Consider the following 20,025-nt stretch of genomic DNA (forward strand, 5'->3'; position numbering starts at 1 on the left):
GCAGACGTGGATGCGGCCGAGCACCAGCTGGGCAGCCGCCAGGCGGCACAAATCGTGGAGGCCAACGAGCAGCTGGTGCTGTCGGCCTTGCGCGCCCGCTCGGACGCGGATACAGCCGCCCAAGCGCTGCACGAAGCTTCGCGATCGGCCGAGTTCGATGCGCTGACGCGGCTTCCGAATCGCGTGTTGCTGCTCGATCGGCTCGCCCAAGCCATCTCCAGTGCGAAGCGGCGCGGCGCCAGGTCGGCGCTGCTGTTCCTGGACCTGAACAATTTCAAGCAGATCAACGACACGCTCGGCCACGCGACAGGCGACCAGGTGCTCAAGCTGGCCGCAGCTCGCCTGGCTTCGTCTGTTCGCGCGGCCGACACGGTGAGCCGCCACGGCGGCGACGAGTTCGTGATCCTGCTCGCCGAAGTGGGTGCGGCATCCGACGCGGTCGTCATTGCCGAGAAGTTGAGTGCCGCGTTGGGCGCGCCCAGCCAGGTCGCCGATCAGGTGATCCGGCTGACCGCCAGCATCGGGATCAGCCTCTATCCCGACGACGGCCAGGACGCCGCCACGCTGATCGACCGTGCCGATGCCGCGATGTACCGCGCCAAGCGGCTTGGCCTGCGCAGCCTGGTCTCCCAACACGAGGACCGGGCGAGCGAGCCGGGCCTGTCCACGACAACTCTGCCGTCGCTGCGGCAGCCGTTGACCGCTTACCTGGAGGCGCAATCCGTGCACGAGCGTCAGGTCGCACAGCTGCAGGAGGCGAATGAGAACCTCGTACTGGCCGCGCTGACCGCCCAACAGCTGCAGGCCGCCGCCGAAAAGGCGCAGGCGCGGCAGATGGAGGTTCTGACGGTGGTGGCGCACGAGCTGCGCAGTCCGCTGGCGCCCATCCGCAACGCAGCCGCGCTGCTGGCGAGGGGTCGCGCGGACGAGCCGCTCCTGCACCGGGTGCAAGGCGTCATCGAACGGCAAGTGGCCCACATGGCGCGGCTGGTGGGTGATCTGCTCGACGTGTCGCGCGTGCAGGCGGGCAAGCTCCGGCTCGAGCGTCAGGTGGTCGACATGGCCGACTTGATCGACGAGGCCGTCCTCTCCAGCCGGCCGGCGATGGACGCGCGTCTGCAGCACCTGAGCGTGTTCGTGCCCTCCTGCTCCCTGGCCGTGGACGGGGACACCGTCCGCCTCGCTCAGGTCCTTTGCAATCTGCTCGACAACGCGTCCAAGTACACCCAGGTCGGCGGCGAGATCGGCCTTTCGGTGATGGCGGCCGAGGATGTCATCGTCATGACGGTTTCGGACAACGGCATCGGGATCACGGCCGAGGCCCTTCCCAGGATTTTCGAGCCCTTCGTGCAGGACAAGCACGCCATCGGCTTCAGCGGCACGGGCCTCGGCATCGGACTGACGGTCGTGCGCGAGCTGGTCGAGGCGCACGGTGGAAGCGTCGTCGCGAGCAGCGCGGGCAGCGGTTTCGGCAGTCAGTTCGTCGTCACGCTCCCGTCGATCGGTCGTTGATCCAGGCTTCGAGCAGCGTGTAGGCAACAGCCAGGACGACGGGGCCGACGAAGATGCCGACGAGTCCGAAGGCCAGCAGCCCGCCGATGACGCCGGCGAAGATGAGCAGCAGCGGCAGGTCGGCGCCGCGTTGGATGAGCATCGGCCGCAGGATGTTGTCCATCGTCACCACAATCACCGACCACACGAGCAGGAAGGTGCCCCAGGCCGTCTCGCCGCTCCAGTAGAGCCAGATCACCGCGGGAACGAGCACGGGCGATGGCCCGACTTGCGCAATGCACAGGAACAGCATCACGGCGGTGAGCAATCCGGCGAACGGCACGCCGGCGATCGCGAGGCCGAGGCCTCCCAACGCGGCCTGCACGACGGCCGTGACCACCACCCCCAACGCCACGCCCCGGATCGCCTGTCCGGCGAGCCGTACCGCGTTTTCGCCGCGCTCGCCTGCCAGACGGCGGCCGAACCGACCTGCTTCGGATGCCGCGCTTTCGCCGCGTGCATACATCAGGGCTGAGAGGAGCAGCGTCAGCAGGAACTGCACGAACAGGAAGCCGACGTTGCCGGCCTCGGCGACGAACCACTTGGTCACGCTGCCGGCGTAAGGCATCAACCGCGCCAGCAATCCTTCCACGCCGGAAGCAGCCGCCTGTTCCCACGCCAGGACCACCTTCGCACCGACGAACGGCAGACTCGCCAACCAGTCGGGCGGGGTGGGCATGCGCAAGGCCGCCAGGGACCTCAGCTGCTCGACGATCTCGTCTGCGTTGGACACGATGGTGCCCACGGCGAGCGCCAGGGGAACGACGAACACCAGCAGCAGGATCGCCGTCATTGCCACGACGGCAAGTCCCCTGCGTTGCCACAGACGCGCCTGCAGCCAGACCATGGCCGGCCAGGTGGCGACCACGATCATCGTCGCCCATATCGCCGCGGCGAGAAAGGGTCGCAGGATCCAGAACGAGCCGACGATCAGCGCCCCGAGAAAGAGGGCGCCGAGCAGCGTGCGGGTCAGCTCGCGTTCACGCGCTGCCATGGCGACGCGCCACGCCGAGAGTCCCGCTCAGGCACCACCGGCGCGGCACCGACCTTGCTATTTCTTGTGCCGAGCCGGCGCCGAGGGCGTTTCCCTCGGTGTCGAGTCGTCCGGCGCGAGCGGCTTGGCCGGCGCCGGCGCCTTCTTCGGTTTCTTCGCTTCCTTGTTGCCGCGTTGACCCTTGGACATGCTCTTCTCCTTCATCGCAATGGTGGGGTGGTCAGCTTGAACTCGTCGACCGTGAGGGTCGCCGCTCAGCTGTCGTCCTCTGTTTGCCGGCGAGGAGCCCGCTTCGCGTAGTTCACGGCGTCCGGGAGTGCGTCATAGCGGAAGCCCTCGAAGCGGTACGCACCTTCGTCGGCGCGGATGCCCAGCGAAGCCATGAGCTCATGCTCTGCATCGGTCGTGGGCGGAGAGCGCCTGCCGGGTGGAAACGGGCCGGCGGTGTCCAGGTGTCCTGGCCGGCTGCGCATCAGCCTCGCGTAGGCGACCGCGTCCTCCCACCGGTCGTACCGGTAGCCGTTGTACCGGTAACGGGGGCCGTCGTAGCCGACGGAGAACTCCGCCATCTGGCGGTCGCGTTCCGACTGCACCGACCAGGGGCTTCCGCCCGCGGACGTGAAAGGATCCCCGGCGGCGGCGTACAGACGCTGGTCCGTGGTCTTGCGGTGTAGCTTGGTCATGTGGGCTCCTTGCTGGCTTGTGTGGTGCTTGGTGCAGTCTGGACCGCCGCGGCGGGCGCGTCTGTGCGCGGGCGCACGCTGCGCGGGCTCGGGAGCCCGAGGCGAGGGCGCGTTCGCCCGGTGCAGTGTCATGACCTTGATTCCGTCAGCGGATACGCTTTCCGAATGTCCCGCCATGACGCAGGATCGCGCATGCGCGCCGCCCCGGGGTACGCGCCTTGACGAAGTCGTCCGGCTGCCTGAGCGGCTTGCAGGCACGCAGTTGTGCCAATCTTTCTTCGGAGAACCAGGATGGTCAGCAAGAACACGATTTGCCTCTGGTACGACGGCACCGCGTTGGACGCCGCCAAGTTCTACGCCGAGACCTTCCCGGACAGCGCCGTGGGCGCCCTTCATCGCGCGCCAGGCGACTTTCCCTCGGGCAAGCAGGGCGATGTCCTGACGGTCGAGTTCACGGTGATGGGCATTCCTTGTCTGGGCCTGAACGGAGGCCCGGCGTTCAAGCACAGCGAGGCCTTCTCGTTCCAGGTCGCGACCGAGGACCAGGCCGAAACCGACCGCTTGTGGAATGCGATCGTCGGAAACGGCGGCCAGGAAAGCGAATGCGGCTGGTGCAAGGACAAGTGGGGACTGTCGTGGCAGATCACGCCACGCGCCCTGATGGACGCGATCGCCGATCCCGATCGGGCGGCGGCCAAGCGCGCGTTCGACGCCATGATGGGAATGAAGAAGATCGACATCGCCGCGATCCAGGCGGCTCGGCGCGGCTGACGCTTCCGATACCCGCTTCGCCCGAGACTATTCGTAGCGCGCCTTGCGCAGTTCGTCGCTCAAGAGGCCCGCAGCCGCCACCACGATCAGGAACGCGCCCAACACCAGTTGGCCGGTGATGGCGGCTCCGTTCCAGATCCGGTCGAACGGGAAGGTGAAGGGGACCATCAGCACGGCCAGGACGCTGGCCAGCAGGGGCCCCGCCTTTTCCACGGCGAAGAGATACAGCAGGTGAACACACGCGACTCGCATGCCGTTCAGCGCGAGCAGGACATAGTCGGTGGTGGTCAGCGTCTCGAGGCGGCCGACGGCATAGCCCAGCGTCACCAGCACGACGTAGGAGAGAAAGAAGACGAGCGCCAGTGTCTGCAGCCGCGAGACGACGCCGGAGAACGTTCCCTTGATTTCGTCGAGCGTCAGCGTCCACACGGCGAACGCGGCCCCGGCCAGCGCCGCGACGACACTTCCGCTGATGTTGCTTCCTGCCTTGAGCGAGAACGTGCCGTCGATGTTGAGGATGAACACGCCGGCAAGCACCAGCATCAGCGCCAGGACGACGCCGACCTTTCCGGTCAGCTTGCCTCGGTACCAGAGAAAGACCGCGAGGAAGATGGGCGCGAGGTTCGTGAGCGTCATCGCCTCGGATGCCGAGATGTACTTCAGCGCCAGCACTGAAAGGACGAAGTTTCCGAGATTGGCTGCCACGAGCAGGGCAATCCTGCCGCTCGGCGGCTGCACCGGCTCTCGAGGAGCTGCCGACCGGTTGAACAGCCCGTAGACGACGGACGCAATGTAGAGGGAGGCGGCGGCGAATCCCAGCAGGTAGATGTTGGTCGTCAGGGTGCTCACCGACGAGCTGATCATGCCCAGGGAGGCATATGAAGCCGCCCAGATGACGGCGCATCCCAGCGCGGCACCGCTGCCGATCCAGTAATCCTTCCTGGGCTTTGCCGGTTCCGCCGGCGGCGGGCTGCGCACGTATTCGATGACCTTCGGCAGCTTCTCGATGATGAACGCCCCGATCGAGAACAGCGTCCAGATCGCAAGGATCCATTGAAGCGCGAGAGGAAGGGACAGATCCATGAGGTGCTCCTCTGGCGTTCATCGGCCGGGGCCTGTCAATGCTATGGGAGGCCTCGCGCCGGTGCCTGGCAAGGCCCAGGCCCTAGCGGAGAAAGTAGTAGATCGAGCCGACGGCGGCCAACGCACAGGCGCCGACGAGGGCCCAGCGCTTCCACCTGCTGCGCGCAGCGAGCGGCAGCGGATGCAGCGAAACGGATCCATGTCGAATCGGCCGGCTGACTTCGTTCTGCGCCCAGACGCCGTGGAGCTGCTTGTTTTCAAGGCGCAGCATGGCAACACCGATGTGCCGCTCGATCGCTTCCCTCACGGGGCGATAGTAGAGCGTGATCGCGTCGCCCTGGATGTGGCCTTCGAAGTTGTAGCGACCCACCTGCGGCGCGTAGCCATAGCCGACGAGGTACTGGTGGCTGGCCCAGCGAATGCACACGTGGTCGTGGACCGGCTGCGGTGCGGGCGTGGGCGCAGCGGTGCCGACGGGGGGCGGCGGCGCTTGCGTGTGCCATTGCGCCGCCCACTCTCCGATCAGATCGCCTCGCCGACGCCAGAAGAGCGCATAGCTCCAGATGAGCTCCTTTTTCGCCTCAAGCCAAATGCCGATGGGCAGCAGGAGCAGCGGAAGAAACGGCTTGACCAAGGACCATGCGTAGCCCGGATCCATCGGAGTCCTCCCTCCACCAGCAGCAGTGCCGAGACCTCGGCAGGCCGAACCTGCCGCAGCGATCGGTGCGAGTCCTTGTCTTTGCGTCGCATGGGACGCGGCGTGGTGGGCGATCTTGCGCCTGTGCCGGGATTTGCTCAAGCCCGGATCGGCTCCGCGCGTCCAGCGCTCAGAAGCCTCGGAAGTTCGCGATCTCCAGGTATTCCGGCAGCGAGCACTTCCACCCGAAGCGCTCCTCGATGCCCTGCCGCAGGGCATCCGCGGCTTGCGGCTCTCCATGCGTGACGTACACGTGCCGTGGCGGATGGGGAAGGGCGGAGATCCAGTCGAGCAGGCCGTCGCGGTCGGCGTGCGCGGACAGCCCGTCGAGGTTGACGACCTCGGCGCGCACCGGAATCCACTCGCCGTGGACCTTGACCTGCCGCGCCCCGCCCACCATCGCTGCGCCGCGCGTACCGGCGGCCTGGAAGCCGGCGAAGACGATGGCATGGCGCGCATCGGGTGCGTATGCCTTCAGGTGATGCACCACCCGACCGCCCGTGGCCATGCCGCTGGCCGAAACAATGATGCTCGGCCAGCGCAGCCGGTTCAGCTCGCGTGACTGCTCCTCGCTGTTGACGATGGTGACCCCGTTGCACATGGCCTTGCAGTCTTCGATCGAGAGCCTGTGCTCGTTCGCATGCTTTCGAAAGAGGGCCGTCACGTCGGCGGCCATCGGGCTGTTCAGGAAGACGGGCAGGTCGGGAATGCGGTGGACGGCCTTCAGCTGCTGGATCGCGTGCAGCAGCGTCTGCGCGCGCCCGACCGCGAAGGCGGGGACCACGACCACGCCGCCGCGCGATGCCGTGCGGCTCACCACATCGGCCAGCTTCGCCAGCGGGTCCTCGCGGCCGTGGGAGCGGTTGCCGTAGGTCGATTCGATCAGGACGCAGTCGGCGGCGTCGGGCGGCGAGGGCGGCTTCATCACCAGGTCGTCGCTGCGGCCCAGGTCGCCGGAAAACAGGATGGATCGCGAGCCGCAGCGCAGGTGCACGCTGGCCGCGCCCAGGATGTGGCCCGCCCGATGGAAGCGCAGGGTGAATCCCGAGACCGGCTCGAAGTCGACGCCGGCTTCGCAGACGCGGAAGCGCTCCAGCGCGCGCATCGCGCTGTCCTGCGTGTACAGCGGCAGCGCAGGCGAATGCCTGGAAAAGCCGTGGCGGTTGGCGTAGCGCGCTTCCTCTTCCTGCAGATGACCGGCATCGGGCAGCAGCAGATGGCACAGGTCGGCGGTCGCGGCGGTGGAGAACACCTTGCCGCGAAAGCCCAGCTCCACCAGCCGCGGGACGAAGCCGCTGTGGTCCAGGTGCGCATGGGTGAGCACCACCGCATCGATCGAGCTGGCCGGGATCGGCAGCGACGACCAGTTGCGCAGCCGCAGCTGCTTGAGGCCCTGGAACAACCCGCAGTCGACGAGCAGGCGCCGGCTGTCGTGCTCGACCAGGTACTTCGATCCGGTGACGGTGCCGGTCGCACCGAGAAAGCGCAGCTGCATGGTCGCTCAGCTGGCCGGCGGGACGAGCATCACCGGGACCGGACTGTGGCGCGAGACACGCTCGGCCACGCTGCCCAGCACGGCGCGCCGCACGCCGCTGCGGCCGTGCGTGCCGAGCACGATGAGCTCGCAACCCGTCTTGTGCGCCGTCTCGAGGATGCTGTCGGGCACCGACTCGACGGCAAGGCAGGCGATCGACTCGGTCTGGACGTCCGCCGCATGCGCGAGCTGCTCGGCGTGGCTCAGCAGCTCCTCGCCGGCCTTGCGCCGCCGCGCTTCGAGCTGCTCGATCGGCTCGCTCGCGGCGAGCTGCCGCACGGTGGGAAAGTCGTCGATGACGTGCAGCAGCACCAGCGTCACGTCGTTGCGTGCCGCCAGGCGCACCGCTTCGCGCAGGCCTCGCTCGGACGTCTCGCTGCCGTCGAGCGGGACGAGGATGCGTGGGTACATGGCAAGATCCCATGGAGTGAGGATTCATTCTTCGGCGGCGGCCACGTCGCCGGCTTGATCCACCTCAACAGGGGACGTCGGGTGACGACCGCGGGCTGCGGCCGATCAAGAGGCGGCGGCTTTCTGCGGCGCAATGGCCAGCTCCAGCACGTAGTGCACCGACGCGCCATCCGAATGCGTCGGATCGGCGTGCAGGCCATGCGCCCGCGCGAGCTCGCGCATCGCCTCGTTCTCGCGCAGCACTTCACCGACCATGCGCTGCGTGCCGCTCGCCTTCAGGTAGCGGATCATCTTGTCGAGCAGCAGATGCCCGATGCCTTGTCCCTTCATGTCGGAGCGCACGATGATGGCGAACTCCGCCTCCACGTTGTCGGGGTCGGCAATGGCGCGCACCACGCCCACCGTGTCGCTCGTCCCGTCGCCGTCCACCAGCAATGCCACGAACGCCATCTCGCGTGCATAGTCGATCTGCACCAGCCGGGCCAGCTCGGTGCGCGGCAGCTCGCGCCGGTTGCTGAAGAAGCGCAGCCGGATGTCCTCGGGCGCGAGCTGCCTGATGAAGGCCAAATGCTGGGCCTCGTCCTCGGGACGGATGGGGCGAAGGACCAGGGTGCGCTCGCGCCACGCGAGCGTCTCGCTCAGCTCGGCGGGGTAGGGCAGGATCGCGAAGCGCTGCGCACCGGCGCAGGGGCTCGGGCTCACGCGCAGGCGTGCGTCCAGCGCCATGACGCCGTCGTGGTCGGCCCACAGCGGATTGATGTCGAGCTCGGCCAGCTGCGGCAGGTCGGCGAGCATCTGCGATACCGCGACCAGCACGTCGTGGATCGCATCGACCCGGGCCGGCGGATGATCGCGATAGCCGGCCAGCAGCTTTGCGATCCGCGTGCGCGAGACCAGCTCGGCGGCCAGCGCCCGGTTCAGCGGCGGCAGCGCCACGGCGCGATCGGCGATCACCTCCACCGCGGTGCCGCCCTGGCCGAACATCAGCACCGGCCCGAACACCGCATCGATGCTCGCGCCGACGATCAGCTCCTGGGCCAGCGGGCGATCCGCCATCGGCTGCACGCTGAAGCCGGCGATGCGTGCCTGCGGACGCAGCTCGCGCACCCGCGCCAGCATGTCGTCGGCGGCCTGGCGCAACGCGCCGTCATCGCGCAGGTTCAGCCGGACACCGCCCACGTCGGACTTGTGGCTGATGTCGCGGGAGAGGATCTTCAGCGCGACCGGATAGCCGACCGCTTGCGCCGCCTCGACCGCCGCGTCGGCGCTCGGCCGTGTGGCGAGCGTGCGCACGACGGGAATGCCGTAAGCCTGCAGGACCTGCTTGGCCTCGACCTCGTCGAGCATCTCGCGCCCTTCGGCGAGCGCCTTGTCGATGACGGCGCGCGCAGCCGCGGCATCCGGCGGGCCGTGCTCGCTGCTCGTCGGCGCCTCCAGCAGCTGCGCCTGGTTGCGGCGGTAGGTGAGCAGCATGCCGAAGGCCTGCACGGCCTCCTCGGGCGTGGCGTAGTCGGCCACGCCGGCGTCCCGGAAGATGCGCCGCGCGTCGGCGACGGCGCTGTCGCCCAGCCAGCAGGCCATCACGCGGCCGGGCGCCTGGCGCGCGATCGGGGCGCAGGCGCGCGCGATGTCGTCGCTGCGCACGATCGCCGTGGGTGCGTGCAGGAACAGCACGGCGCCGCTGTCGCGATCTGCGAGCAGGGCTTGCAGGGTCTCGGCGTAGCGCGGCACCGGGGCGTCGCCGATGATGTCGATGGGGTTGGCGTGCGACCAGGTCGGTGGCAGCACGGCATCCAGCCGCTCGCGGGTCGCGCGGCCGAGCTCCGCGAGCGCGATGCCGGCCCGCGCGGCGGCATCGGCCGCCATGACGCCGGCGCCGCCGCCGTTGGTCATCAGCGTCAGGGCCTCGTCGCGGTTGGCGCCGAAGCGCGCCAGCGTGGCGGCGGCGGTGAAGAGCTGCTGCAGCGTGTCCACCCGCAGCATGCCGGCGCGGCGGATGGCCGCGTCGAACACCACGTCGGATCCGGCCAGCGCGCCGGTGTGCGACGCGGCGGCCTTCACGCCCTGGCCGGCGCGGCCGGCCTTCACGACGATGACCGGCTTGTTGCGCGCGGCCGCGCGCGCCGCCGACATGAACTTGCGCGGCGCCTCGATGGACTCGATGTAGAGCAGGATGGAGCGGGTGCGCGGCTCGCTCGCCAGGTGATCCAGCAGGTCGCCGAAGTCGACGTCGGCGCGCTCGCCGAGCGACACCATGTGCGAGAAGCCGATGCGCCGCGACTTGGCCCAGTCGAGCACCGCCGTGACCAGCGCCCCCGACTGGGAGACGAAGGCGATTTCACCGGCAAGGGCGTCCGTGTGGGCAAAGCTCGCGTTGAGTCCGAGGTGCGGCGTCAGCAGTCCGAGGCAGTTGGGGCCGAGCACGCGCAGCAGATGCGGTCGCGCGGCGGCCAGCGTCGCCTGCTTCTGCGCGGCGCTCAGGCCGGCCGTCATCACGATGGCCGCCCGCGTGCCGAGGCTGCCCAGCTGCGTGACCAGCTGCGGCACCGTGTCCGGCGGCGTGCACAGCACCGCCAGGTCGGGCGCTTCGGGAAGGTCGGCGACGCGCTCGAACACGGCCTCGCCGTCGAGCGTGCGGTGCCTGGGGTTCACCGCCCGGATCGGGCCGGCGAAGTGCCCGGCGCGCAGGTTGCGCCACACGGTGGCACCCACGCTGCCGGGGCGATCGGATGCACCGATGACCGCGACCGACTTCGGCTCGAGCAACTGCTCGAGATGGCGGATGCTCATGCCAGCGTGCTCAGCAGGAAGGCCTGAAGGACGAAACGCCGGTTGTCGTCGGCCCGCAGGCCGCCCTCGAGTTGCTCGGCCAACCTTGCTGTCGGGTGGCCGGCGGTGGCGATGCCGCCGTAGACCGGCACGCCGGCGGCTTCGCCCATGCGCGTGACCAGAGCAGGCGGCATGCCTTGGCACTCGACCGCGTCGTACAGGCGCCCCAGCATGCGGGCGGTATGCGCCACTTCGTGCGCCGTGCTGGCCTCCGACAAGCTCGGCCGGATGTGCGACACGTGGGCGCCCAGCTCGGCGGCGGCGCGCTGGAACAGCACCGCGTCGGCGGCGTCCGCCGTCTCGCACAGCAAGCCCAGGTTCTTCCCCTTGAGCAGCGGCTGGGTGGTGCCGGACTGCGCCGCACGCTGAAGCGCCCGTGCCTGGGCGAGCAGCGCCGCGCCCGCCTCAGGGGGCGACATGGGGTCGAAGGCCGGGTGGCCTTGGGTTTGCAGGGTCGGCATCATGGAGCTTGGGCCTTCGCGCACGGACTGCCGGGCACGGTTCGGAAAGACTAGCGGCGCGTCGTGCGCGGACCTTGATGCCCATCAACCCCTGTGCCGGCCGCTTGTGCTGATACGCCCCGGACACGGAGCATTCACGCAGCGTTACGCAGCGACGCGGACCGTTGGCATGGCGTTGGCGGTCGCTTCCTAGCATGGACCCCATCGAACGCAGCGCAGTCCCCCGAGGAGTCCCAGATGTTCAGCAACGCCCACCCGACCGCCATCCCGACGCTCGTGCATCGTGGACCGCCGGCTCCAGCCACGCCGCGCGTCCATGGCGATGTCGCGGCGAACCAGCGCGCCAGCCAGCACATCGCGGACACGCTGAAGCTGCTCCACGACACGCTGGCGCCGCAGCGTCGCGTGGTCCATGCCGGTGACGTCGTCTACCAGGCGGGCGAGCGCTTCGGCAATCTCTACATCCTCAATTCCGGCTTCTTCAAGATCGTCAACCTGTCGCCCGACGGGCGCGAGCAGGTCGTGGGCCTCAAGTTCCGCGGCGACTGGCTGGGCTTCGACGGCATCGCCCATCAGCAGTACTCGTGCGATGCGGTGGCGATGGACACCGGCGAAGTCTGGGTCATCCGCTACGACGCGCTGCTGGCGGCGTGCGCCGCGCGGCCTGCGCTGCTGACGGTGCTGCACGAGGCGATGAGCCGCGAGATCGCACGCGACCGCGACTCGCTGATGTCGGTGTGCACGCTGCCGGCGGATGCCCGGGTCGCCGACTTCCTGCGCTACTGGGCGGACTCGCTCGCCAAGCGCGGCATGCGCACCGACCAGATCACCTTGCGCATGACCCGCGCGGAAATCGGCAACTACCTCGGCATGACGCTGGAGACGGTGAGCCGCGCGCTGTCCAAGCTGGCGCGCGACAAGGTCATCGCGTTCGCCGAGAAGGGCCGGCGCGACGTGCAGATCCCCGACGTGGGCGCGTTGTCGACCTTCGTCCAGCGCTGCCTGGCGCCCGCACCGACGCTGCAGTGAGATGCAGTCTTCCTCTCCCGCCCTGCGGGAGAGGGACCGGCCAAGCGCCTCAGCGCGGGCCGACGGCGCGGGCGATGGCCCGCGCCAGCTCCTCGCGCGTGTAGGGCTTGCGCAGCAGCTCCCATGCGGGCGGCGAATCACGGTCGGCGTCGAGCAGCTCGGCGGAGAAGCCCGACATCAGCAGGATGGCCATGTCCGGAAAGCGCCGCTGCGCCTCCTTCGCGAGCTGCGTGCCGCGCATGCCGGGACCGAGGGCGATGTCCGTGAGCAGCAGGTCGAAGCGCGTCTCGGGCACCAGCGCCAGCAGCGCCTGCTCGCCGCTGATGGCCGTGGTGACCTTGCAGCCCAGCGCGTCGAGGAAGGTGCGCACCACGGCGCGGACTTCGGCATCGTCTTCGACCATCAGCACGTTCAGCCCTGGCGGCACGGTGTCGACCGCCGTGGCGTCGTCGGGCGCCGCCGCGCCGCTCTGCCAGGGCCGCGGGATGTAGAGGGTCAGGGTCGTGCCCTGACCCGGTGCGCTGTCGATGGCGATGGCCCCGCGCGACTGCTTGACGAAGCCGTACACCGTGCTCAGGCCCAGGCCTGTGCCGCGTCCCGCCTCCTTCGTCGTGAAGAAGGGCTCGAAGGCTCGCTCCTTCACTTCATCCGGCATGCCGGTGCCGGTGTCGCCGATGGAGATCGCGACGAAGCCGTCCTCCGATGCGCTCGGGTCGTCGAACTCGTTGCGCACCTCCGCGGGCAAGGCCATGCAAGGCTCGGCCCGGAAGCGCAGCGTTCCGCCGGCGGGCATGGCGTCGCGGGCGTTGATCGCGATGTTCAGCAGGGCGGATTCGAGTTGCCCGGGATCGGCGAGCACGGGCGGGCAGTCGGCCGGCACGTCGACCTCGATGCGGATGCGCTGGTCGAGCGTGCGGCGCAGCATGTCCGACAGCGACTGCAGCATCAGGCGCAGGTTGACCGTGCTCGGCTGGAGCACCTGGCGCCTCGAGAAGGCGAGCAGCTTGCCGGTGAGCTCGGCGCCGCGCCGGGTGGCCCGTGCGGCCGCGCCGACGAGCTGCTGTGCGAAGCTGTCCTGCGCCAGGGCCGGCAGCTCCTCCAGCACCTGCAGGTTTCCCGAGATGACGGTGAGCAGGTTGTTGAAGTCGTGGGCGATGCCGCCGGTGAGCTGACCCACGCTCTCCAATCGCTGGGCGTGGCTGAGCGCTTCTTCCGACTGCGCCCGCTGAAGGCTGGTGGCCAGCAGGTTGGACAGCGATTCCAGGAAGCGCACCTCGTCGTCGCCGAAGCGCTTGGCCTCGCGGGAGCGGACGGTCAGCGCGCCGATGATGCGACCGCGGTCCGACAGCGGCACCGCCAGACCGCTCAGCAGGCCCGCGTCCAGGTACCGCTTCGGCACCTGGAAACGCTGTTCGCTGCGATAGTCGGGCACGCTCACGGGGCGGCCTTCGGCGAGCACGAAGCCGGGGGGCGTGTCGGGCCGGTTCGCCAGCAGGCTGCCGACCGCTTCTTCGTCGACCATGCCCACGCCGCTGGCGACGCGGAAATGCAGCCGATTCGGTTCCAGCAGGAAGACCATGGCGATCTGCACTTCGAGCGCTTCGGCGGCGATGATGGGAACCTGGTGCAGCAGGACCTGCGGATCGCGCGAGTCGACCGCCAGCCGCCCGAGCTGCGCCAGGTACTCGCTGTAGCGGGCCCGCTGCAGCGCCTGCTTGACACGGGGATACGCGCCGATGTCGCGGATGGCCGCGACGACCAGCGGCAGGCCGTGGTCCTGCAGCGGACTCAGCGCGATCTCGACCATCACCTCGGTGCCGTCCTTGCGCTTGGCGACCAGCTCCATGTTCGTGCCCATCGGCCGGGGCCGCGGGCTGCGCGCATAGGCCTCGCGGTACGAGGCGTGGCGCGGACGGATGCTGTCGGGGACGAGCGTGTCGACATTCAACCCCTGCAGCTCGTCGACCGAATAGCCCAGCAGGTTCGCGGCGGCGGGGTTGGCCAGCAGAATCGCTCCGCTGCGATCGGCGACGATCAGTGCATCGGGATAGGCGGCGAACAGCGTGCGAAAGACGCTCTGCTCGTCGATGCCGGAAAGCAGCGATGCGGTCAGGTCCGACGAGCTCATGGGCTCAGCGCGAGGTGACCGGGGGCACGAGGATGTAGCCGGCGCCGCGAACCGACTTGATGATCTGCGGATCCTCCGCATCGGCCTCGAGCTTCTTGCGCAGCCGTCCCACCTGCACGTCGATCGTGCGATCGAAGGGTCCGGCTTCACGCCCGCGGGTATGCTCGAGCAGGAAGTCGCGCGACAGCACGCGGCCCGCATGCTGCGCGAAGGCGCACAGCAGGTCGAACTCGCCGGTGGTGAGCGCAACCTCGTTGCCCTGCGGGCTGGTGAGGCGGCGCGCCGCGGTGTCGAGCTCCCAGCCGGCAAAGCGCAGCTTGTCCCGTGAGGGCGCGGCAGCCGCAGCGCCCTGCGCGGGCGCCTCGCCAGGCATCAGCCGCCGAAGCACGGCCTTGATGCGCGCCAGCAGCTCGCGAAGGTCGAACGGCTTGGTGACGTAGTCGTCCGCGCCGACCTCCAGGCCCACCACCTTGTCGACCGAGTCGCCGCGGCCGGTGACGATCACCAGTCCGCACCGCCAGTGTTCGCGCAGCTGGCGGGCGAGGGAGAAGCCGTCTTCACCAGGGAGCCCGAGGTCCAGCAGCACCAGCGCCGGCGGGTCGGCGGCCATCAGCTGCATCAGGGCGCGTCCGCTGTGCAGCTGCGTGACGCGGTAGCCGTGGCTTTGCAGGTAGTTGGCCAGCAGCAGGGTGATGTCGACCTCGTCGTCGAGTACGGCGATATGGGGGGCGGAGTTCACTGAGACAGGCGGCTGATCAGGAGGGCCGCGCACGAGGGACGGCGCCAAAAAGGTTATCAGCTTTGCCCGGTCACCCGCGTGTTCGGGTTTACACCGAGCGCTCAGTGAGACATGAGCAGGGGCACCGGCGATCGCACCAGGGCCGTCCGGGTGGCACCACCGAGCAGGCGCTCGGTCCATCGCGAATGGCCGTAGGACCCCATCACGACGAGGTCGGCGCCGGTGGCCAGCGCCTCTCGCAGGATCGCCTCGCCGATGTTGGCGTCGGTGGTCGCCACCTCGACGTCGGCGGACACGCCCTGGCGCATCAGCCATCGGCTCACCGCCTGCATCCGCTCGCGCAGGGGGTGCTCCTCGCCTTCGTCGATGCGGCGCCACAGCCGAAGGTGCACCGCCTGCGCCTGCCGCAGCAGGGGCAGCGCATCGGCCACGGCCCGTGCGCAACCATGGCTGTCGTCCCAGGCCACCACGACCCTTTCGCCGACCACATCGAACCGGCCCGCGTGCGGGACGACCAGCGTGGGTCGAGGATTGGCAAGCAGGACCTGCTCGACGAAGCGCTTTTCCTCGCGGTGCGAGGCGCTGGCCGGATCTGCCTGACCGATCACCGTCAGGTCCGCGCAATGCGCGTGGTGCAGCAGGACCTGCGCCTTCTCGCCTTCATGCACGTGGGCTTCCATCGAGGCGACGCCTAGCAGCTTGCAGCAGGCGACGAAGCGATCGACCCGTTCACCGGCCCGATGCACGGCATCGGCTCGCGACGCCGCCGCTTCGTCCGCGCGGTGAGACGCTGCGGCAAATCCACCGGACAGCTCCAGGGCCCCCGTGGGCGCGATTCCGAGCAGGTGGCTGTCGTGAGCCGCCGCGAAACGCGCAGCGAGATGGCTGCGCGCGTCGCAGCGCGCATCGCCATCCAGGAAGACGAGCAGGCTGCGGAAAGCCATGCGGTCGACGCCTTCAGCGGGACGTCGTCATCGCTTCGGCTCCCAGGCCGATGGGCGCCGGCACGATGTTGACGATGCGGGTGAACAAGGCCCGGTAGTTCGGCTCCGGCTCATGCCCGGTCAAGGGATCGCGGTTGGCGGCGAAGGCCTCGTCGAGCTCGGCCCAGTCGTCGCCGGTCAGCATGCGCTCGGCCAAGGGCAGGATCTCCTTCTCCTCCAGCGCCATGTGGGCGAGGTAGAAGTCGACATAGCGCCGGGCGGCCAGCTCGAAGACCTCCCGACGGGGCTCCCCGACCACCTCGAAGCCCAGCAGCGCATGCTCCAGATCGCGGATGCGCCGCTCGCCGTACATGTGGTCCTCGTCCAGGTGGTCGAGCAGGTCGCGCGCCAGCGGCGTGCGCGCGCGCAGCTTGGGAAACAGCAGCTCCGTTTCCTTGCGGTGGTGCCGCTTCTCGGGAAACTCGTCGACGTAGAAGAGCATCGCCCGCAATGCGCCGAAGTCGGGCAGCGTGCCTTCGCGTCGATGCTTCGCAAGCATCTCGTCAGCTCCAGTCCGCGGCTCTCCACCTGAGCGGCCAGGCCGAGGACGCCCAGCTCCGCGACTCGCGCGCGGAGCGCAGCATGGCCGCCAGCGCGGCATGCTCTTCGCGGATGATCCTCGTGGTGGCGTGTGTCATGGCGGGGCTTCCGATGAAGCCTGGAGCGTGGCATCGCGGCAGCGGCGCGGGTTTGCCGCAGATCAAGTGAAGGCGCGCGCGTCACCGACTTGTCGCCCAGGAACCGGATGCTCTCCCTCTCCCTCTCCCGCTCGCGGGAGAGGGTGTCTGATATCGCCGTGCGTCAAAGGCCTGCGCGGGCGCATGCGGCACTCTTGGCGCGCCGCTTACCCCCGCATTGATCTGGATCAGCTCAGGCGGACTGCGGTGTCCCCGTCCGTTGGCCTTCGATGAACTGCTTCATGCGGTTCAGGTCGTCCTCGAGCTCCTGCTTGGGGTTCGCTCCCAGCAGGGAGGAGACGGCTTGACCCAGCGCACCCGCCGGCGGCCGATACGTCATGCGCACCGTGGCCCGCGTGCCGCTGCCTTCGGGCACCAGGGTCACCCGGCCTTCGTTCTGCACGGTGCTGCCCGGATCGCTTTCCCAGGACAGCTCGTTCGGGCGATGCTTGCGCGTCACCGAATCGAACTCGACGCCGACCCCGGCGGGCCCGCGGACCTTCCAGTGCGCGCGGTCGTCGTCGAGCGGCACCACGCTGCGCACGTTGGACATGAAGCGCGGGAAGTTCTCGTAGTCGGACCAGGTGTCGAACACCTGCTCGACCGGCGCGTCGATGAAGACGGACTTCTCGGTGACGATCGTGCCGCTCTCGTCGGCGCCCAGCTTCTCTCTCACGCGATCACTCGCGCCGTACCGTTGCATCGCATAGAGACCGGCGCCGATGGCTGCAGCGGCGATCATCACGCCACGAGCCGACGAGCGGCCGGATCGCATGTCCTCCAGGGTGTCGTCTTCGGGAGCAAAGGCCTCCCGGACCTCCTCCGGCGTCTCGCGCGCCGTGTCGCGGGGCAGCCCGCGGGCCCGCGACAGCACTTCGTGCATCAGGTCGGTGGCGCGGTGGACGGCGTCGTGCAGCGTCTCGGCAGCCGCCGACGTCGCGCGCTCGGAGGCGCTTCGCGCGGTGGCCGTGAGGTTGCTCATCGAGTCCAGCGCCTGCTCGGGAAGCAGTTCATGCAGGCGGTCGGCCGACCTGCTGGCCAGCCGCGTGCCGGCCTCCAGCGCAGACTCGCCCGCCGAGCGCAACGCGGCGCGCCGCCGCGGGGAAGACAGTCCATAGGCCGCCAGGGCGGCGAAGCCGATCACGGCGATCAGCAGTGGGGCCCTCGAAGGGCTGCGGGTGTGGAAATGTTGCATGCGTGTCTCCGGTGATGGATGGGAGTTGCAGGCAACCGGCATACCCGCCGAGCGGCTGTTCCTTCCCGCGCGCGGGAGAGGAGAGAGAGCAAGCGGGAGAGAGGCAGATTTACTGCGGGACGCCCGCCTCTTCCTTCCAGCCGTTCACCGCGCCGATGTAGGTCCAGATCAGCTCGATCTGCTCGGGCTTCAGCGTCGCGCCCCACGCCGGCATCGCGCGCACGCCCTCGGTGACCGAGCGCACGAAGCGGACCTTGTCGTGAGGTGGAAACCTCCGCAGGTCGAATCCGATGCCGGACGTGACGAGGTCGATGCCGTGGCAGCGCTGGCACGAGCTCACGTAGAGCTTGCGGCCGGCTTCCACACGCTCCGCGTCGCCGGCGTGTGCGCCGGCGACGACCGCGGACAGGGCGAGTGCGAGCGCGACCCGCCGGCCGGCGCTCATCGATCCGTCAGGGCGAAGGTCCACACGGACCCTCCGGCCGGCACGTTGGCGAGCTCGGGGTCTCCCGCCAGCGCGCCGTACACCGTGGCCGAGCCGCTGAGCACGGTCACGTACTGCTTGCCGTCGCGTTCCCAGGTGATCGGCAGGCCGGTGATGCCGGAGCCGGTCTGGAAGGACCACAGCCTGTTGCCGCTCTTCTGGTCGAAGGCCATGAACTCGCCCGTCTGCGCACCGGTGAAGACCAGGCCGGCGGCGGTGGTCAGCACGCCCGACCAGTACGGCGCCTTGCTCGGGACGCGCCACACGGGCTTGGCGGCCGCCGGATCCCACGCCACGAGCGCCCCGCGATTGCCGTCGTCGGGCGCGACGAAGCCGCCTAGCTCCAGGCCGAGGTACCAGTTGGGCCCGCCCGGCCGCTCCTGCTTGACGTACTTGACCTTCATGCCCAGGTCGATGGTGTTCAGGAAGACGAGGCGCCGCGCGGGGTCGTAGCTCATCGGCATCCAGTTCTTGCCGCCGAAGGCGCTCGGCCAGACCTCGATGAAGTCCTTCATCTCCTCCGTCTGGCGCACCGTGGCGGTCATCGGCGTGTCGATGGGGCGGCCGGTGGCCTTGTCGATGCCGGTGGCCCAGTTGACCTTGCGCGCGAACTGCGTGGCCGAGATCAGCCTGCCGTTGGTGCGGTCGAGGACGTAGAAGAAGCCGTTGCGATTGGCCTGCATCAGCACCTTGGTGTTCGCGCCCGCGATCGGCAGCTCGGCGAGCACCAGCTCGTTGACGCCGTCGTAGTCGTACGGATCGCCGGGCGAGAACTGGTAGTGCCACACCAGGTCGCCGGTGGACGGACGCAGGGCCAGCACGGAGCCGATGTACAGCGAGTCGCCGCCGCCGCGCGACGCGGCGTTCCACGGCCCGCCGTTGCCGGTGCCCCAGTACACGAGATCCAGCTCGGGGTCGTAGGTGCCCGTGAGCCAGGTGGGCGCGCCCCCGGTCTTGTAGGCCTCGGGCTTCTTCCACGTGTCGCCGCCCGGCTCGCCGGGCGCTGCGGTGGTAAAGCGGTGCCACTTCTTCGCGCCGGTCTTCAGGTCCCAGCCGTCGATGAAGCCCCGCGCGCCGTACTCGCCGCCGGAGATGCCCGTGATGAGCACGCCGCCCGCGATCAGCGGCGCGTGCGTCATGCTGTAGCCCTGCTTGTAGTCGGCCGCCTGCTGTTTCCACAGCGTCTTGCCGTCGGCCATGTTGATGGCCATCACGTGCGCGTCGACGGTGGTGCGGTACAGCACCCCGTCGAGCGCCGCCATGCCGCGCGAGTGGATGCCGCAGCACAGGTAGCCGGCGATGTCGTTGGGCAGCTCGATCGGCGTCTTCCACTTCTGCCGTCCGCTCAGCGGGTCGAGTGCGATGGTGTGGGTATGTGTCGCCACGTACATGGTGCCGCCGATGAGCAGCGGCTGGCTCGAGGCGTTGGCCGAGTTGTCGAGGCTCAGGTTCCACACCGGCGCCAGCCGCTTCACGTTGGACGGGTCGATCTGCTTGAGCGGCGAATGCCGCTGCTGCGACCAGCCCATGCCGTAGGTCGTGACGTCGCCCGGCGTGGCCGCATCGTTGCGCAGGTCGGCGAGCGATTGGGCCTGCGCGGGCGCGAAAGCGGCGAGCGCCAGCGCGAGCAGGCCGTGATGGAACTGCAGCTTCATGGTGTCCCCTCCGTCTTGTCGGGCGAACAGTAACGCCGGCGCCGATGGCGGCCAACTTGGGGAGTAACCCTAGCCCGGCGCTGTTCCGTCTCGGTACAAGTTGCCAGGCGGCGGTCCGCGA

19 protein-coding genes are annotated in these 20,025 nt (G+C 69.2%); 3 read left to right on the plus strand and 16 right to left on the minus strand.

The features are described from left to right. The first annotated feature begins 75 nt into the window (after positions 1–75). Positions 76–1,512, plus strand: a complete 1,437-nt coding sequence (locus tag P7V53_RS13745) for a diguanylate cyclase (protein WP_280156032.1) — start codon at positions 76–78, stop codon at positions 1,510–1,512. Here P7V53_RS13745 and ydiK read toward each other — a convergent pair. The 3 genes from ydiK to P7V53_RS13760 all read right to left on the minus strand — a co-directional run bounded on the left by ydiK (position 1,487) and on the right by P7V53_RS13760 (position 3,228). Next, on the minus strand, positions 1,487–2,545 hold the full coding sequence (gene ydiK / locus P7V53_RS13750; protein WP_280156033.1) for an AI-2E family transporter YdiK: 1,059 nt from the start codon (positions 2,543–2,545) through the stop codon (positions 1,487–1,489). The two genes, P7V53_RS13745 and ydiK, sit on opposite strands and share 26 nt — an antisense overlap. A 57-nt stretch (positions 2,546–2,602) precedes the next feature. Continuing rightward, positions 2,603–2,734 (minus strand): hypothetical protein, encoded by a 132-nt coding sequence (locus P7V53_RS13755; RefSeq protein WP_280156034.1) that lies wholly within the window; start codon positions 2,732–2,734, stop codon positions 2,603–2,605. Between the two features lie 65 nt (positions 2,735–2,799). Next, positions 2,800–3,228, minus strand: coding sequence for a hypothetical protein (locus P7V53_RS13760; protein ID WP_280156035.1), 429 nt, complete (start codon positions 3,226–3,228; stop codon positions 2,800–2,802). 291 nt (positions 3,229–3,519) lie between these two features. Between P7V53_RS13760 and P7V53_RS13765 the strand changes: the two genes are divergently transcribed. Continuing rightward, complete coding sequence (locus tag P7V53_RS13765; protein WP_280156036.1) at positions 3,520–3,999, plus strand: VOC family protein; 480 nt, start codon at positions 3,520–3,522, stop codon at positions 3,997–3,999. A gap of 27 nt (positions 4,000–4,026) precedes the next feature. Here P7V53_RS13765 and P7V53_RS13770 read toward each other — a convergent pair whose 3' ends face one another. The 6 genes from P7V53_RS13770 to P7V53_RS13795 form a co-directional block, all read right to left on the minus strand. Then, on the minus strand, positions 4,027–5,082 hold the full coding sequence (locus tag P7V53_RS13770; protein ID WP_280156037.1) for a DMT family transporter: 1,056 nt from the start codon (positions 5,080–5,082) through the stop codon (positions 4,027–4,029). Positions 5,083–5,164: 82 nt separating this feature from the next. Further along, positions 5,165–5,740, minus strand: coding sequence for a hypothetical protein (locus tag P7V53_RS13775; protein ID WP_280156038.1), 576 nt, complete (start codon positions 5,738–5,740; stop codon positions 5,165–5,167). A gap of 169 nt (positions 5,741–5,909) precedes the next feature. Next, positions 5,910–7,274, minus strand: coding sequence for an MBL fold metallo-hydrolase (locus P7V53_RS13780; RefSeq protein ID WP_280156039.1), 1,365 nt, complete (start codon positions 7,272–7,274; stop codon positions 5,910–5,912). 6 nt (positions 7,275–7,280) lie between these two features. Then, positions 7,281–7,724 carry a universal stress protein gene (locus P7V53_RS13785; protein ID WP_280156040.1) on the minus strand — a complete coding sequence of 148 codons (444 nt, stop codon included), beginning with the start codon at positions 7,722–7,724 and terminating at the stop codon, positions 7,281–7,283. Between the two features lie 105 nt (positions 7,725–7,829). Further along, on the minus strand, positions 7,830–10,514 hold the full coding sequence (locus P7V53_RS13790; RefSeq protein WP_280156041.1) for a bifunctional acetate--CoA ligase family protein/GNAT family N-acetyltransferase: 2,685 nt from the start codon (positions 10,512–10,514) through the stop codon (positions 7,830–7,832). Next, entirely contained in the window at positions 10,511–11,017 is a 507-nt protein-coding gene (locus P7V53_RS13795) for an ornithine carbamoyltransferase (RefSeq protein ID WP_280156042.1), read from the minus strand. The genes P7V53_RS13790 and P7V53_RS13795 overlap by 4 nt, the downstream gene beginning before the upstream one ends. Before the next feature lie 234 nt (positions 11,018–11,251). Between P7V53_RS13795 and P7V53_RS13800 the strand changes: the two genes are divergently transcribed. Further along, positions 11,252–12,043: a Crp/Fnr family transcriptional regulator gene (locus P7V53_RS13800; protein ID WP_280156043.1), complete on the plus strand. Its 792-nt coding sequence runs from the start codon at positions 11,252–11,254 to the stop codon at positions 12,041–12,043. Between the two features lie 49 nt (positions 12,044–12,092). Here the strand turns inward: P7V53_RS13800 and P7V53_RS13805 are convergent, their stop codons facing one another. From P7V53_RS13805 to P7V53_RS13835, 7 genes are all read right to left on the minus strand, one after another. Further along, a complete protein-coding gene (locus P7V53_RS13805) occupies positions 12,093–14,171 on the minus strand; it encodes a PAS domain S-box protein (RefSeq protein WP_280156044.1) in 2,079 nt (692 codons plus the stop codon). Between the two features lie 4 nt (positions 14,172–14,175). Continuing rightward, the gene (locus tag P7V53_RS13810) at positions 14,176–14,910 is read right to left on the minus strand and encodes a response regulator transcription factor (protein WP_280156045.1); all 735 of its coding nucleotides are present in this window, start codon (positions 14,908–14,910) and stop codon (positions 14,176–14,178) included. Positions 14,911–15,011: 101 nt separating this feature from the next. After that, complete coding sequence (locus tag P7V53_RS13815) at positions 15,012–15,854, minus strand: universal stress protein (protein WP_280156046.1); 843 nt, start codon at positions 15,852–15,854, stop codon at positions 15,012–15,014. Between the two features lie 13 nt (positions 15,855–15,867). Further along, entirely contained in the window at positions 15,868–16,392 is a 525-nt protein-coding gene (locus P7V53_RS13820; protein ID WP_280156047.1) for a hemerythrin domain-containing protein, read from the minus strand. A 371-nt stretch (positions 16,393–16,763) separates the two neighbouring features. Next, the gene (locus P7V53_RS13825) at positions 16,764–17,765 is read right to left on the minus strand and encodes an SRPBCC family protein (protein WP_280156048.1); all 1,002 of its coding nucleotides are present in this window, start codon (positions 17,763–17,765) and stop codon (positions 16,764–16,766) included. 109 nt (positions 17,766–17,874) lie between these two features. Then, positions 17,875–18,234, minus strand: coding sequence for a cytochrome c (locus P7V53_RS13830; protein WP_280156049.1), 360 nt, complete (start codon positions 18,232–18,234; stop codon positions 17,875–17,877). Beyond that, the gene (locus P7V53_RS13835) at positions 18,207–19,904 is read right to left on the minus strand and encodes a PQQ-dependent dehydrogenase, methanol/ethanol family (protein ID WP_280156050.1); all 1,698 of its coding nucleotides are present in this window, start codon (positions 19,902–19,904) and stop codon (positions 18,207–18,209) included. The genes P7V53_RS13830 and P7V53_RS13835 overlap by 28 nt, the downstream gene beginning before the upstream one ends. Positions 19,905–20,025 lie beyond the last annotated feature (121 nt).

Origin of the sequence: Piscinibacter sp. XHJ-5, from assembly GCF_029855045.1 — a bacterium.
In the GTDB taxonomy this organism is placed as follows: Bacteria; Pseudomonadota; Gammaproteobacteria; order Burkholderiales; family Burkholderiaceae_C; genus Albitalea.